Source organism: Leeuwenhoekiella marinoflava DSM 3653 (assembly GCF_900129005.1).
Classification (GTDB): Bacteria; Bacteroidota; Bacteroidia; order Flavobacteriales; family Flavobacteriaceae; genus Leeuwenhoekiella; species Leeuwenhoekiella marinoflava.
In genome coordinates this window covers 95,008-110,317 of record NZ_FQUN01000012.1, presented here as the reverse complement: position 1 = coordinate 110,317, position 15,310 = coordinate 95,008, and the positions used below count along the sequence as shown (strand labels likewise).

Genomic DNA, 15,310 nt, shown 5'->3' with positions numbered 1-15,310 from the left:
TTTGGTTATTCAAGCAGATCTGCTAAAGCATTATGCAATTGCCTGTATTTAAAACTGTAGATCGTTTCTGTTTTTTCTGAACTCACTTTCTGGCTTTCTAAAACCACGGCAGCCATCTCTCCTAATAAAAGCTTCAATGCAAATCCCGGAACATTAGGCAAGATCAAAGGCTTTCCTAATAATGCAGCGGACGCTTTAGTTAAGGTTTTATTCGTTACCGGGTTTGGAGCGACTGCATTGTAAACGCCGTCTAGATTTTGTATAATAACAGTCTTGAATATTCCGGCCAAATCTTCTAAATGAACCCAGGACTGCCATTGTTTACCGTCACCTAAGGGAGCACCAACATAAGCCCTTATGGGCTGTAAAAGCTTTTCTAAAGCACCTCCGTTTTTGGCCAAAACAACACCTACTCGCACTTTAGCAACTTTCAACCCCAGTGCCTCAAACTGATCTGCCGCTTGCTCCCAAGCCTCAACAACAGTTCCTAAAAAACCTGGATTATAGGTTTCAAAACTTTCGGTATAAATAGTGGTTTTTGAAGAAGGATATGCACCTATCGCACTTGCTGAAACAAATTGCTTCACCTCATTAGGTGTATTTTTTAAGGTTTTAAAAAGAAGGTCTGCCGTCTTTGTCCGACTTTCTAAAATAGTTTTCTTGTAACTATCCGTCCAGCGCTCTGCGATACTTGCTCCTGCCAGATGAACAATGCTGGTCACACCTTCTAAGCAAGCCGTATCAATCTCTCCGGTTTTGGCATTCCATACAAAACCTTGATAGTTGGTTTTAGTCTCAATCTTCTCCGGACTCGTTGTTAAATAATTTACCGCAATCCCGGCATCTAACAGTTGTTTACACAACTCTTGTCCTACCAGACCTGTAGCTCCTGTAATTAAAATTCGCATCGCTTCTTTTTGCCCTAAGTTAGTCACTAAGTACTTAGTGAGGGACTATTTGGTACAGGTTTAACAATGCTTTAATCTATAAAACAATATTGTACTTTACACTTAAAGATGCTTATACTAACTTGCGGTTCCTATTAGGTTATATATTTATGAAAAAGCTGCTTTTAGCAATCACTACCGGACTTTTATTGGCTATCGCATGGCCTACTTATGGTTTTCCGTTATTACTTTTTTTCGGGTTTGTTCCGTTACTATGGGTTACGCATAAAAGTATTGCAAAACCAGCTAAAAAATCAGGCTTAAAACTCTTCAGCTTTGCTTATATAGCATTTTTTATATTCAATATTAGTACCACCTGGTGGCTTTATAATTCAACAGGATTTGGGATGTGGTTTGCCGTTTTAGCCAACTCACTTTTGATGACTTTTGTATGGATGCTCTATAGAAAAGTAAGCAAGCGACTTTCTATAAACTTAAGTCTGGTCTTTCTCATTTCACTGTGGATACTTTTTGAGTTTATGCATCTCAACTGGGAGTTTGCATGGCCGTGGCTCAACTTGGGTAATGCTTTTGCTACCTATACCGGCTGGATTCAATGGTATGAATACACAGGAGCTTTTGGTGGAACACTATGGGTTTGGAGTGTTAACGCTTTAATTTTTAAAGGAGTTTTAGCGTTCGCAGAAATAAAAAATCAAAGAGCTCTTTTTATAAAATTAGCGATTGCTGCAGGAGTGATTCTTATTCCTATTGGTGTTAGCCAACTTATTTATCACAACTATAAAGAGACTGAAGATCCTGTTGAAGTTGTCTTGCTACAACCGAATATAGACCCCTATACCGAAAAATACAATACTACTAACGAGCGTATTGCAGACTTACTTTTTGAAGAAGCTTCAAAAAGTTTAACCGATTCAACCGATTTTTTAATCGCTCCCGAAACCGTATTGGCAGAAGGTGCCGGTGTGGATATTCGGAATTTTGAGTACAGCAGAGAGAAAGAGAAAGCTGAAGATTTTCTAAGCGCTTACCCCAATTTAAATTACCTGGCAGGGATTCAATTTTACAGATTGTACACAAATGAAGATGATGTTTTACCTGCAACAAATTATGTAGGTAAAGATCGAATTGGAAATCCCCTTTGGGCAGATTTTTTCAACTCTGCTTTTCTATTGAACAAATCAGATAGCACACAGATTTACCACAAAAGTAAATTAGTCGTTGGGGTTGAAAATTTTCCGTATCAAAGTATTTTAAAACCGCTGTTAGGCGATGTTATGCTTGATTTAGGTGGAACTGTTTCGATGAAAACCACTCAAGAAAACAGAGTAGCTTTTGCAGGAATTGATGGAAGTAAAGTAGCTCCTATTATTTGTTACGAATCGGTTTATGGGGATTTTGTAACCGATTATGTAAAAGCTGGAGCAGAATTTTTAGCCATCATAACCAATGATGCGTGGTGGGGAGATACACAAGGACACAAACAACACCTCAACTATGCACGACTGCGGGCTATAGAAAACCGAAGAAGTATTGCCCGTAGTGCAAACACGGGTATTTCTGCAATAATTAATCAAAAAGGAGAAATTGAGAAGGAATTGGGTTACGGTTTACGCGGAAGCTTAAAAGGAAGTGTGAATAAAAACAAGGAGCTTACCTTTTACAGTAAGCATGGAGATTACCTTGCTAAACTGGCTTTTATTCCAGTATTTGGACTTCTGATTTTCTCATGCTTCCGAAGGAGAAAATAAGTATAACCAACTACTGCCCGCGATAGTAAATGACCGTGCTTATCGTTTTTAGTAAAATATTGAGATCGAGAAACATATTACGGTGCTTGATGTAGAACAAATCGTATTGTAATTTTTCTAGCGTATCATCTACAGATTCGGCATAACGCCCGCGTACTTGCGCCCACCCCGTTAAACCAGGCTTCACAACGTGCCGTATTTCATAAAAAGGTATTTTCTCTGAAAGTTCTTTTACAAAAACAGGGCGCTCAGGGCGAGGACCTATAAGACTCATTTCTCCTTTTAAAATATTAATACATTGCGGGATCTCATCAATACGCGTATTGCGTAAAAGTTTGCCAAAAGGAGTTATACGCGTATCCTTTTTCTGAGCCCACTGAACCCCACCAGATTCTGCATCTACCACCATTGTTCTAAACTTTATCATCTTAAACGCTCTTCCATTTTGACCAACGCGTACCTGCGTATAGAACAGAGGTCCTCTATTTGCTATAAGATTTCCTAAAAGGATTAAAGGGAGTAAAGCAAGTGTCAAAAGCAACACTAATGCCGCAAAAATCACATTAAAAAAACTACTGACAAATAAGTAAAACCGATTCTTATTACTTCGGCTAAATGGGAAATATTTATAAAAATCTCGTTCTACATGCTGTACCGGAACCCGATGAGTAATTTCTTCATAAACCTGAGTGTATTCCCGAATAGGAAAACCTTGTTCTAAGAGAATAATCAATTTATTATATAAATCTACTCCTACTCCTTTTGAAGGACTCGCTACCACAATTTCAGAAACAGAATAACGCTTTATAGCATTTAATAAATCAGCAACTTCAATAGCCATCAATCTACGATCAAAAGAATCTGGCTTGATATTATCGGTATTTACAAAGCCTATAACCCGGTAGTTAGGATCAGCAACGTGAAGATTTTCTGCTATTAAATTGATATCAAAACTATTCCCTACAACGAGTATTCGCTTATTGAATCGAGGAGCAGAAATAAGGTTGATGTAGGTATAGCGCCACAACAATAATCCAAGGACTAAAGAACCAAAGAAAAATAAGATTTGTAAGCGGTTCTCAGGTAGCACCGGAGTAAAAAACGGAGTTAGCACAAAAAACAAAACGGTCATAGAAACCGTTAGCAAGACATTCTTAAGTGTAGTCTGAAATGAAGCTGCTTTCTGCAGATCATACATCTCAAATATTGCAGCAAAAAGCGTGTAGTACACTATTAAGATAAACACCCACTTCCAGCTATTGGGTTTAAATTTTAAATACTCAAAATCAAAACCATTATAAACCAATGCAATCATCAGAAAGATAAAAACAAGATCAAATATACGCAGCAGGATTTTGCGCTCTGAGATTTCAAAATGAATATTGGGTATCCAAGACATGTAGGCCTGTTTGGGCATTTAAATATAACGCATTTTAAGACAAAATATTAGACCACTGTTTCTTAACAGCGTTCCAGTCGTATTGCTTAATATGATCTTGAGCGTTTTGAGTTATATTTTGAACGAAACTTTTATCTGTAAGTAAACGCCCTATGGCTTTTACAAATCCGTCACAATCTTCATCGACGACTAATAAACCGGTTTCTTCATTTTTTAAAATATAAGGAACTCCACCTACTGCTGTACTAACTATCGGTAGCCCTAAAGCCATCGCCTCTAAAACGCTTACCGGTGTGTTATCGATATGGGTGGTGTTTATAAAAATATCATAATCTGCAGCAAGATTCAGCCACTCACTTTTCTCCAGTTTTCCGGTAAATACAACCGGTAAATGTTTTGAAAGCGCATACATTTTACAAGCTTCTAGACTGCCATCTTTATCAGGCCCCACCATACAAAGCTGAGCATTAGGATATTCATCAAGCAATCTTTCTAAAACTTCAAGAGCCAGCATCGGGTTATAAATAGCAGCAAACGAACGCACCCACAATAATTTAGGCTGAAGTTCCTCACGGAATTTAAATGGATAACTATTGAGTTCTAACGCGTTTGCAATAATCTCAACATTGGAATAGCCTGCATTCTTAAAATGATTTGCCAAATATGCTGAAGGAGCTACTAGTTGACACGCATTCTTAAATAAAAAATATGAAGCTTTTTGACTTCCTTTTAAGCGTTGCGGTAAATTTCCACCGTGTAGAATGGGAATATAATTTAACCGAAACCTTTTGCAGATTCGAGCTGCAACATAAGCAAACCAGAAATTCTGAGTACTGTAAGTATCTATAAGCACATAATCAGCTTGCTCTCGATATCGAAAAATGAGCCATATCATATCTAGTAAACGAACTGGTTTCGACCGCTTAGAACTTGCATAAAAAACAGCAAAACCCAAACTTTCTAATTGGGGACCTAAAGTATCTATACCCGTTGGTGTAAACCCTTTACTGGCTAATTTGTTTCCGAGGTAGAGTATCGTTTTTTTCATCAACTACATTCAATAAAGCCAAAGCATAAATAAATGCCGGTGCCGCCACACGCATAGACGAGTGGTTAATAGTAAGAAACCAAAACCCAAAAAAGGAGTAAAACAGGTAGTTTTTTCGGTTTCCAATTCTATAAAACAGCGGTGTACAAAATAATATCAATAAAGCTATTAATCCGAAAACTCCGTGTTCAGAAAGCAATCTGCTGATTTCATTATGCGAGGCAGCTAAAATATCAAGTTTTTCTTCCCGATATTCTCGCGTTTTGCCAACACCGATTCCCATTACAGGATTATTCATGAAAAATGTAAGCTCAGAAGTAATCAACTCTTGTCTTCCTGTAGAGAGATCTTCTTTGATACGTCCTGCAGCATCTTTATTAGCATAACGTAAATCGATAAGCCCCATTGTTCGAACCGAAGTAATCAACCACGTGATAGCTAGCGCACTTCCCAAAATCACCATATAAAATGAAATGGAATTTCTTTTTTTAGAAGAAACCCCTTGAAAATAGATTACGATAAAAGCTATACTGATTAATGCTGCAGTAAAAACTCCTCCTCTCGAGAATGTAACTATACCTCGATAGGCTAAAAACATCAGCAAGCCGATATTTATAGAAAAGATCAGTTTATTCTTTCCATTGACAAAAATCTGCACTACTAGCGAAAACATTCCTATACCAAGGGCAGTAGCCACTTGATTGGGGCCATAACCTCCGGATAGGGCAAAATTAGATTGCGTCCCGTTGAGAACGTCTCGCGTGTCTGGAGTAAAAAAGAAGAGATAAATTCCCATGGCAATCACAGGCATTAATAAACACCAAACTATATTATGGATTTGTTGACGCGTTATACGACGATCAAAACAATACAGTGCCGCTATACCTAAACAAAACGGGCCGCTTAAATTAAATATTACTGCTTTACGCACATTGGTATCAAAATTAAGCGTCTCAGCAGCATAAAGTACTCCGGGAATCAGCAACAGTAAATACAACCAATACGGTGCTGATCTGCGCGATGTCCCGCTGAAAAACAATCCCAATAAAATAAAACAAATAACTGAATACTTACCGGCTTCCCAAGGAATCAAACTTCCTCCGGTCATCCTAAAAAAAACCTCCCCTGAGGTCATATATGCTGCAGCATATAAAGCCTGATTTTGTTTGTTCCCGGATTGAAATATCCAAAGTGTGAAGAATACTATAGAACCCAAAAAATAGAACAGACCTAAAAACCGGAACAAATAAATAGCAAAACCTATCGCAATATGAAGTGCGATAAATTGCAAGTAACGTTTGTTATGATTCTTAAATAATTTCAGCATACTTTGAAATAACTTTCTGAATAACAATTGGTTCCCCGTATTCTAAAAGAATTCTATCTTTTAACTTTTTCACATCTACCGCTTTATCATCAGTCATAAAACCGCTGGCTCTAATTGCCTCAGCAAGCGCAGCAGGATTCTGAGCAGGAACCAACTTCCCAAAATCCCCTAGTACTGCTCTGCACTGCCCCACATCTGTGGTGATTACCGGTATTCCTGCCTGGCCGTATTCGAGCAGGGCCAAAGGTAAGCCTTCCGAATCTGAAGATAGAACGCCTATATCAAAATGCGGTAAAATGGCAGATATTTTTAGGTAGGTACCATAAAAAAAAACGCTTTTTGAGAAGGGCTCTTCTTCTAAACGCTCAACAAGAGATTTTGCATAAAGACTTTCGGGTACAGATCCAAAAAGGTGTAAGGTGTAGCCTGCATCATGTTCTAAAACCAGTTTAAAAGCATCTAAAAGCATATGATGATTTTTTTGAGGCCTTAAATTGGCCACACAAACCATGCGTTTTCCCTTAGCTCCGGAAATCTCAAAGTCTGTATCAAAGGGTAAAGCTTCCGCTATAAAATTTTTAATGTAGAAGGTTTTTTTAACCTTCAGCTTTTGTTTTGACCACAAAACGAGTTTTTCATTAACTGCAAAAATTCCGTCAAAATACGAACTCAATAGTTTTAGGCTAGTCGCTTTCCGCCCTGCAAGATATTCACTATTCCCAAAGTGATCATGCCAAATCAATTTCAATCCCGGAGTTATCAACTTTACTAAAACAGCTAAAAAATAACTACTCCCGTGAGCCTGAATGATTTCGATCTTATGCTTTTGAATAAAACGCTTCAGCCGTAATACTGCTGCAACGTCCAGTCGTCGCTTTCGCTTTAAATACAAATAAGGTACTTCAGGATCGATCAATGTTTTTAACTGCCCCTCCTTCCGCGTGACACAAAGAGCGGAAACTTCAACTCGCTTGTGGAGGGCATTCGCATAGTTAACCGCCATCCGCTCTGCTCCGCCTATTTCTAAACTATCTATCAGTTGTAAAACCCGCACGCTAAAGTAGTTTTTTGATTTCAGCGTCAAAACGCTCTAAAGTATAATTTCGGGACCAGCTAGCCGCTTCGGCAGCCATTGTTTTAAGCTTGTTCTTATCGAGCAAGTGCTCCTTCAGTCTTTCTACGTCCATATCCAAATCAGTTTCTAACAGCACACCGCGTTTTCCGGAATTCAGCATCCAGGGAACACAGGAAACCGGAGTAGCAACAGGAATCACCCCCCACCACATCGCCTCGGCCACCGCTTTGGGCCAGCCCTCACTTTTTGAGGGTAAAATCAAAAAGTGACTCTTGGCGTAGGCCTCTTTCAGGGCTTCTGAAGACTGATTCCCATGTAAAAACAATTGGCGCTCCATCTTTAATTCCTTAGCAGCTTTATTCAACTTTTCACGTTCCGGGCCTTCCCCATAGACGTGTAACTCTAAAGGAAACCCACGTTCGATTAATTCGGCTACCAATTCTAAGGCGTACACCGGTTGCTTGCCTGGCGAAAGGCTTCCTACAAAAAGAAAACGCAGGGGTAAATCGTACTTGCGTTTAGGTATTTCGGCTTTATCTTTTTCACTATAAGAAGCCGTAAAAAAAGCTTTGACATTGGCTTTCTGATTCGGCCATTCCCCATAAACCAGCACCTGCATATTTTTGGTCAAATAGGTATTACTCAATATCCATTTCTGCAAACGATAGCTCCAAGGCTGGCTTGCACCGGGTTTCCAGTTTCCGGCGTATTTTGCTGTTTTGGATTTATGCGGAAAGAAAATTTGAACCAATGCCCCCAGCAAACCCATATTTCCGGGACAACGCAAATGGATGTGATCTGCTGATAACATTTCAAAAAAAATAGTCATTAGGATTTTAGGAGTATACACAATAGCTGTTAATCCGCTTAAAAAACTATCAATCGAAATAGGATTGACAGAAACTAAGTGAATATCTTGTCTCTTAAAAGAGGTCTTCAGTAGCGGCTTATCATATTGAGAAGGGCAAAGAATTACAACACCTTCAAAGTACTTGAACCAAAAATCCATTTCAATTACGTAGGGAGAATAAGCCATATAGTTGCCGTCTTTCTTTAAGACTGGAGCAGAAGATATCACTAAAATATTCATCAAATATATTCTGAAGAATTTTTACTACTTATCACCTGTGCGGGAACACCCAAAACGGTTTGATTTTCAAGAACGCTCCTATTTACTAATGAATTAGCCCCTATAACACAATTATCCCCTATTACTATTTTACCTACAATTGTGGAATTACAACCGACGTAAACATTGTCTCCCAAAGTTGGTACTCCCCTCTCAACACCCCGACCACTTACACCTATTGTAACTCCCTGAGAAATATTACAATTATTACCTATACAGCAATTAGGATGAATAAAAATATTTCCAAAATGACCGATATAAAAGGATCTTCCTATAATTACAGATGCAGGCAAAGAAATACCTGTAGTAACTTCAATTAGTTTCTGCCAAATCAAACAAATACCTAACAATAAATGTCTTACCCCAAAAATTTTAACTTCACTATACACGAATGATGCAACTCTAAATTGAATAATTGCCCAGAAAGCCTGAGTCAAAAACACTATCCCTATAAAGTTTCCTCCATACCGTTTATATTTTCTGTAATCTGACTTTATCATTCAATTTTAGGTTTATTATATAACAAACTCCACCAACCCACTACCCTGCCGGTTGCTTCGTTAAACGCTTCCTTTTTGTCAGAAGCTGTCAACACATTACTAAACCGGATCAGTGTAAGCAGCAAGGCTGTAGCATTCCATTTTAATCGAGCTATAAACCCCGGGTTAGAATATTTCACGCGCCACACATACCAGCCGTTACGGATCACCATTTTGCCGTATTTGTAGAGATTGGGTCTTCCAGCGGGGTCGTGATGATGCTGCAGACGAGCAGCAGTACACATCACATTTTTCCCGTATTTCAAAGCACGCAGACAGTAATCTGCGTCTTCATAAAGTCCGTACCCATCAAAATACAGACTGAAGTTTTCAGCATCAATTACCTTGCGGCGAAAATTCATAGACATTCCGATTAGTAAATCCACCTCGTAATTTTTTCCGGTTAAGGGATAGCCATAGGTTCTGCCGTGAGAAAAGTCAGGCATAATTCCCGGGAGATCGGGTGATTGCAAACCCAGCTTATTCCGCAGATAAAAACGCTGCGACTCACTGCGCTCAAAGCCTTCAAATACATAGACTTTATCTGTTGAGCTTTTGCGATCTGAAGGTTTCCAAAGGTTTTCATTAGTTGCCATACCACCTACACCCACGATATCGGGATCAGATTTAAAAGCCCCAAGCACCGCCTCAAAATAATCGGGTTCTAAAACCACATCATCATCCAGAAAACAGATGATTTCAGCTCTGGGATTTAGCTTTTCAATCCCAAAGTTTCGCTGTCGGGTAAGTCCGCGATCTTTATCCTCAACTTTATAGTAGCTTAGGTTTTTTAGGTCTTGCTGCGAAAGGCTCTCCGGAGTTTTATCATCACGTGAACCGTCGATTATTAAAATTTCATCCGGATAAAGACTTTGCACAGCTACTGTAGCTAAAAGCCTGTTTAAGGCTTCGGTACGCTGGTAGGTACAGACAATAAGTGAAAACATCATTTCGTATTCAAAAGTTTTTTGGCCCAAATTAAACTTACCTTCCATCGTTTCTGCATCAACCGAATATAGGCAAACGGATTTTTAATCTGCTGCAGCCTGTAAAATTTAAGAAACAACACCGTTTTATATCCCTGAACCTGAGAAGGTGTTGCATGTTTAACTATGGAAGCCAAAACCGTTGGTGCAGGTTTGGGCGCAGGACTTTCGGTATCCCAGGGCTTTTCAACAGGTTTTCTAAAACCGCCCGAAGCAGCCTTTAAATGAATCAGTTTTAAAAATGGATTGTACAGTATATCAACACCGGTTTTACGTAACTGCATCCCAAAATCGGCATCTTCACCAAAACCATGTTCCAGCGCAAGATCAAAACGTAGTGCTTTTAGTGCCGAAGCTTTTACAAAACTGCAACCCGAACCAAAAGCCGGCCATTGAATCACCGTTTTTTCGGGTTCTATTTCGCCTTCCTGAAGACAGCTCACTGTAAAAGCCTGCGGATCTTCGGCCTGAATAAACGCATCAGCCTTTTGTAAAAAATCACTCGGAATTCGCAAATCATCATCAGCCAGAAAAACCCAGTCTGCCTCAACCTGATCTAAAGCCAGATTGCGCGCGTTGCAGGCTCCGGTTTGATGGGTAAAGGTATGTCTGATTTCAAATGGCCAGCTTTGGCTTTGTAAATAATCGAGTTCTGAAACCGAAGCTGTATCCGGATTTTGCTCAATAAGGATTAGGCTTTGGGGTAACAAAAGCTGTTCTGCAAGATCTGTAAGGGTTTGTTTTAAAACCTCTTTGCGGCCCAGCGTGGGGATAATAACATCAAACTGGATCTTCGGCTTCACGTTGTTTTGATCTGAAGGAGTCACTTCAAAGTGAGGGATATCTCTTTGCGGAATAGATTTAACCGGAAAGGACTTCACGAGCTGAAACAGATTGAGCTTTTTACGATACCACAAAAGCTGCAGGGCAAACATGATCAGCCATTTTTCACCCATAAGAGTCGCAATTGCGGTGTAAGTTGTTTTCGTATTTTTTGAGAAGGAAAGGGTACTTTTTTCGGAACTCCTGATCAGTCGTGGCTCACTATACACCCGTAAGCCTTTGGATATTCCGGTTTTTGCCAGTATGCAGAGAAACAAATCGAAATTTGAATCTACGGGAATGTATTGCTTAAAATGCAATAGTCTTTTACAGCTAATTAAACCCACAGCACTGCTCATCAGCCAGGTGGGATATTTGACACCAGACTGAATTCTAAAAAAAACACTTTGATCTACAAATCCCATTTCTTCAGCAATTACCAAAGGTCGATTTGCAGCATAACTCCACATTTCAGATTCCCTTGGAAAATTTTCAATAAATGCGAGATTCAGGTTGGGTTCTACCTCTTCGTGAAACCATACCAAAGTCTCATGCGGAAAGGTTTCGGCCAAAAGAAAACAAGCGGCACTCACCGCTTGATTTTTAAATTCGAGTTCCAGAGGATGTCCGTCTTTTGAGACAGCGACAGGCGTTTTACCGTTATGTTTTAAGAAAATCAAGCTTTTACGACACCTTTATAAAACTCCAGATTTTGCTTAACCACAACTGCCGTTGCAAAATGTCCCACAACCTGTTTACGGGCACGGGCTCCCATTTTACTTCTTAATTCCTCGTCATCAAGTAATTTTAGAACGGCATCGGCGTATTTCCCATGATTTTTGGGATCAACGGTATATCCGGTTTCACCATCTAGCATTACCTCGTTTGCCCAACCAATATCAGAAGTAACCAGCGCTTTTTCCATCGCCATGGCTTCAATCCAGGTCATCGGTAAGGCTTCTGCAAAACTGGGCAAGACAACCACAGCTGCTTTGGCAATTTCTTCCTGTACCAACTCATAAGCCAGTAATCCCTTAAACTCGATGCGTTTGTGAAATTCAGGTTTTACCAGTTCCCTAAAAAGCTCCTGAGTAGATCTGCCTGTAAAAACGTCCCTGACATCATTCCCGGCAAGAATCAGCTGTGCTTCGGGATTCTGTTCAAAAATACGATTGGAGATTTCGGCCAGTTCCAAAACACCTTTTTTTCGGATTATACTTCCGTAATACAGCAAACGATTGGGAACCTCCGGAATTTGAACCGGTTTAAACCGATCGACATCAATCGAATTGGGAATCACTTGTATTTCCTTATTCAGTCCAAAAATTTCTTTTGTCTGTTTTGCTGTAAAAGCACTTACCGCAAGAATGTGATCGGCATTTTTAAGGGCTTGCTTTTCAAACCAGCGGTTCTTGGGTTTTTGCTTTCGGTTCTCCAAATGGCAAAAATAGCCGTCGCTACCGTTACAACGAATGATCAGAGGACATTTAAAGCGCATCAAAGCGGTGATCCCCGTCCAGTCCGGCGCTTCTAGTATATCTATTTTATGTATCAGAATCTCCCGATTGACGTAGCACTGTAAAAACCTGCGGTGCAAATACCAGCCTGCGAATGTATACTTCCGCTTTGCGATGCTGTGAATTTGGACTCCCTGATCTTCAAATTCTCGGTCTTCCGACTGACTGTACACAAAAACCGTAACGCGTTCCCCGGCCTGAACCAGACTTGCTGCCAGGTTTTTGATACTGGTTCCCAGACCGCCACTTCGGTTAAACGCAGCGTGGGGATACTCGGGAGTTAAAAAAGCAATGTGCATCAGTCCAGTAAATTTATATGTTCAGCGACCATACGGTCTAAAGAATAATCTTTTTCTATAAGTAATGAGGTATCTCGGTTTATACCCCGCTGACCTGTTACAACTTCAGAAATAATATTGGCAAGTGCATTTTTATCTTTTGGACGAAACAAAAATCCGTTTTCACCCTCTTTGATAATCTCGGGATTGCCGCCAACTGTGGTGGTAATCACCGGTACATTTGCCGATAAACTTTCAAGAATTGAAAGGCTGAAGCATTCCATATAGGTAGGTTGAATAAGGTACTCGTAATCAGCTAAAATAGTGGGGATTTCGGAAGAACTGCCTTTGAATGTCAGCAACTGATCAACCGCTTTGTCTTTTGCCTGTTGTTTAAGACCTTCTTCCAGCGGACCTTCGCCGTAAATGGTGATGTGGAGGTTGTTTTGCAAATCGGGTTTCAACAGCGCCAAGGCATCTATCAAATCCTGCAAGCCTTTAGATTCCCGCAGGTGGGAAACCACGACAAAATGAACGTTGCCTTGCGAATCCAGATCGTGTTGCGCTCGTTTTTTAAAGACTGAAGTATCAATCCCGTTGTAAATCACTCCGGTTTTGCGGACCACTACTTTGCCCAGGTCTTTCACAATATGCCGGGCCGTGTAACTGCTCACTCCAATAAACCGGTCTATAGCCTTATGGTGTAAATAGCCTTTTAGACGGTTTTTTAACTGCTTTTTAAGCGGAAAACCATTTAAGGGACGCGGATTGTGATCTACGGCGATTAGGTTTTTGATCCTTCCGGCATGTTTGGCTTTTTTATAAAAGGGGGTGCACAACTCGGTAAAATGCGTAACCAGCGTGCTGTACATTTTGCCATTTTCCTCAAGGTAGTTTAGGAAAAAAGCTTCGACACTCGAATTTCCTTCCGCAGAAAAAACAGTGACACCCTCGTAAAATGTTTTATCCAAAACATCTGGAAAAAACCAGTCTACCTCATAGCCTTTAGCTTTCGCTGCTTTATCATAAGCCACAAAAAAACGATCCATCCCGCCTATGCGATCCGGGCGCAGCACGTAATTACAAACTACAGCTAATCTTTTGGTACTCATAAGGTGTTTTTTAAAGCCTGTACACAAGCCTGAGTGGTTTCGTCAAGGGGTTTACCCACCTGCATCTCAATTAGCTTCTTTCGGTTTTTCATATCAAGATTGGGATTACGCAAATACGCGTTCACGGCAGTATACAATTCTTCTGCGTTTTTAGCGATTTTAACCGCCCCACTTTGAACCACATTGTCATAATGCTCATACTGCAAAAACCGCTGATCGTTGTAAAGTCCGTTAACGCCATTACCAAAGGCCGTATTGACAACCGGCTTTTCAAACAGCATAAAGTCGAGACTCATGGTTGAAAGCATATTGACGTTCAGATCGCAAAACTTAAGAATGGCTTTAAGCATGCTCAGGTCTTCGCGTGTAGGTACCCGTTGAGACCAGGGCTCGGGATGCCCTTCCCGGGTGAGCTCCCATTTGGGATGATTCCATTTGATTTCGGGATATTTGGTTTTGGTTTCTGCGAAACGCCGCTCGTCTTCTGCCGGTGAGGTACGCACCAAAAGCTGGCACAAATCGATTGCTCCGGAACGGATGCCTTCAGCCAAAGTCGCGATCACCAGCGGATCGTTAGGGCCAATCGTGGCATCGGCGCAGCTGTAGCACAGTATTTTTTCATCCGGATTCAGACCAAACCTTTTGTAGAACTCCGCTTTTGGAATATCAAATTGGGAAAGCACATACGGCTCAAATTGCGGAGTCCCCACTATAGAAACCGTCTGCGGATTGGTATAGGGATAAAACCGAAGCAATTCGTTTTTCATCAAATCGCTCCAGACTAAAAAGTAGTCAAAAGTTGAAGCCATCCTCCCTTTTGAAGCAAGATTGTCCCAACTGAAAATAAACGAGGCGGTAGGAACCTGTAGTTTTTTCGCCCAAAAAACCAGTGTGGCAATAAAGGGTGGTCGCTGATGTGTAAAAAACAAAAGATCAGGCTGATACTGCTGCAGGAGTTGCCCGTATTGGCTGACGACAACACCATTTGCAAAGCTTTGCTCCTGCAACTTTTCATACCGAAGGATATCCTTTTCGCTGTGAAAAACAGAACTAATAGCATAAACCATACGGACCAAAAGGCCGTGCGGACTCCAGCTTTTGGCTTTGTTCATCTCGTAATTATCTGCAATTCCCGGGTTGGTTTTGTGTTTTTGCAAATGTGCGACTTCTTTCAGTTTACGCCAAAACCAGTTCTTTTTGGTTTCGGTAAAAACCGGAAGGGCTACAATAGTAAATTTTGCAGCATCCAGTTCGGGAAAGGCGGTATAGGGCAAACCTGAAAAAATGATAACTTTTTCAAAACCGGCTGCAGCTTTATCGAGAAATGTACTTAAAACGAAATTGCGAAAGCCAACGCCATCTGTAATTACAATTCCTAAGGTCTTTCGAGATTCTAAATTCAAGGTTTTAGATTAATCT

General features: G+C 40.4%; 13 protein-coding genes. 1 reads left to right on the top strand and 12 read right to left on the bottom strand.

Annotation, left to right across the window (positions count from 1 at the left end; genetic code table 11):
- Nucleotides 1–5 precede the first annotated feature (5 nt).
- Nucleotides 6–908 (bottom strand): TIGR01777 family oxidoreductase, encoded by a 903-nt coding sequence (locus BUB91_RS12165; RefSeq protein WP_073099640.1) that lies wholly within the window; start codon nucleotides 906–908, stop codon nucleotides 6–8.
- A gap of 149 nt (nucleotides 909–1,057) precedes the next feature.
- Between BUB91_RS12165 and lnt the strand changes: the two genes are divergently transcribed.
- Nucleotides 1,058–2,659, top strand: a complete 1,602-nt coding sequence (lnt, locus tag BUB91_RS12160; protein WP_073099639.1) for an apolipoprotein N-acyltransferase — start codon at nucleotides 1,058–1,060, stop codon at nucleotides 2,657–2,659.
- Nucleotides 2,660–2,669: 10 nt separating this feature from the next.
- Here the strand turns inward: lnt and BUB91_RS12155 are convergent, their stop codons facing one another.
- The 11 genes from BUB91_RS12155 to BUB91_RS12105 are packed head-to-tail and all read right to left on the bottom strand — an operon-like array spanning nucleotide 2,670 to nucleotide 15,294.
- The gene (locus BUB91_RS12155) at nucleotides 2,670–4,058 is read right to left on the bottom strand and encodes an exopolysaccharide biosynthesis polyprenyl glycosylphosphotransferase (RefSeq protein WP_073099533.1); all 1,389 of its coding nucleotides are present in this window, start codon (nucleotides 4,056–4,058) and stop codon (nucleotides 2,670–2,672) included.
- Nucleotides 4,059–4,092: 34 nt separating this feature from the next.
- Complete coding sequence (locus tag BUB91_RS12150; protein ID WP_073099531.1) at nucleotides 4,093–5,106, bottom strand: glycosyltransferase family 4 protein; 1,014 nt, start codon at nucleotides 5,104–5,106, stop codon at nucleotides 4,093–4,095.
- Nucleotides 5,063–6,433, bottom strand: a complete 1,371-nt coding sequence (locus tag BUB91_RS12145) for an O-antigen ligase family protein (RefSeq protein WP_073099529.1) — start codon at nucleotides 6,431–6,433, stop codon at nucleotides 5,063–5,065. The genes BUB91_RS12150 and BUB91_RS12145 overlap by 44 nt, the downstream gene beginning before the upstream one ends.
- Complete coding sequence (locus BUB91_RS12140) at nucleotides 6,417–7,487, bottom strand: glycosyltransferase (RefSeq protein ID WP_073099527.1); 1,071 nt, start codon at nucleotides 7,485–7,487, stop codon at nucleotides 6,417–6,419. Before BUB91_RS12140 ends, BUB91_RS12145 begins: the two co-directional genes overlap by 17 nt.
- Before the next feature lies 1 nt (nucleotide 7,488).
- On the bottom strand, nucleotides 7,489–8,598 hold the full coding sequence (locus BUB91_RS12135; protein ID WP_073099525.1) for a glycosyltransferase family 4 protein: 1,110 nt from the start codon (nucleotides 8,596–8,598) through the stop codon (nucleotides 7,489–7,491).
- Nucleotides 8,598–9,137, bottom strand: coding sequence for a serine O-acetyltransferase (locus BUB91_RS12130; protein ID WP_073099524.1), 540 nt, complete (start codon nucleotides 9,135–9,137; stop codon nucleotides 8,598–8,600). Before BUB91_RS12130 ends, BUB91_RS12135 begins: the two co-directional genes overlap by 1 nt.
- Entirely contained in the window at nucleotides 9,134–10,126 is a 993-nt protein-coding gene (locus tag BUB91_RS12125) for a glycosyltransferase family 2 protein (protein WP_073099637.1), read from the bottom strand. The genes BUB91_RS12130 and BUB91_RS12125 overlap by 4 nt, the downstream gene beginning before the upstream one ends.
- Nucleotides 10,123–11,664, bottom strand: a complete 1,542-nt coding sequence (locus BUB91_RS12120; protein ID WP_083557939.1) for a glycosyltransferase family 2 protein — start codon at nucleotides 11,662–11,664, stop codon at nucleotides 10,123–10,125. Before BUB91_RS12120 ends, BUB91_RS12125 begins: the two co-directional genes overlap by 4 nt.
- Nucleotides 11,661–12,800 (bottom strand): glycosyltransferase family 4 protein, encoded by a 1,140-nt coding sequence (locus tag BUB91_RS12115; RefSeq protein ID WP_073099522.1) that lies wholly within the window; start codon nucleotides 12,798–12,800, stop codon nucleotides 11,661–11,663. Before BUB91_RS12115 ends, BUB91_RS12120 begins: the two co-directional genes overlap by 4 nt.
- Nucleotides 12,800–13,891 carry a glycosyltransferase family 4 protein gene (locus BUB91_RS12110; protein WP_083557938.1) on the bottom strand — a complete coding sequence of 364 codons (1,092 nt, stop codon included), beginning with the start codon at nucleotides 13,889–13,891 and terminating at the stop codon, nucleotides 12,800–12,802. Before BUB91_RS12110 ends, BUB91_RS12115 begins: the two co-directional genes overlap by 1 nt.
- Complete coding sequence (locus tag BUB91_RS12105; protein ID WP_073099521.1) at nucleotides 13,888–15,294, bottom strand: hypothetical protein; 1,407 nt, start codon at nucleotides 15,292–15,294, stop codon at nucleotides 13,888–13,890. Before BUB91_RS12105 ends, BUB91_RS12110 begins: the two co-directional genes overlap by 4 nt.
- Between the last annotated feature and the right edge of the window lie 16 nt (nucleotides 15,295–15,310).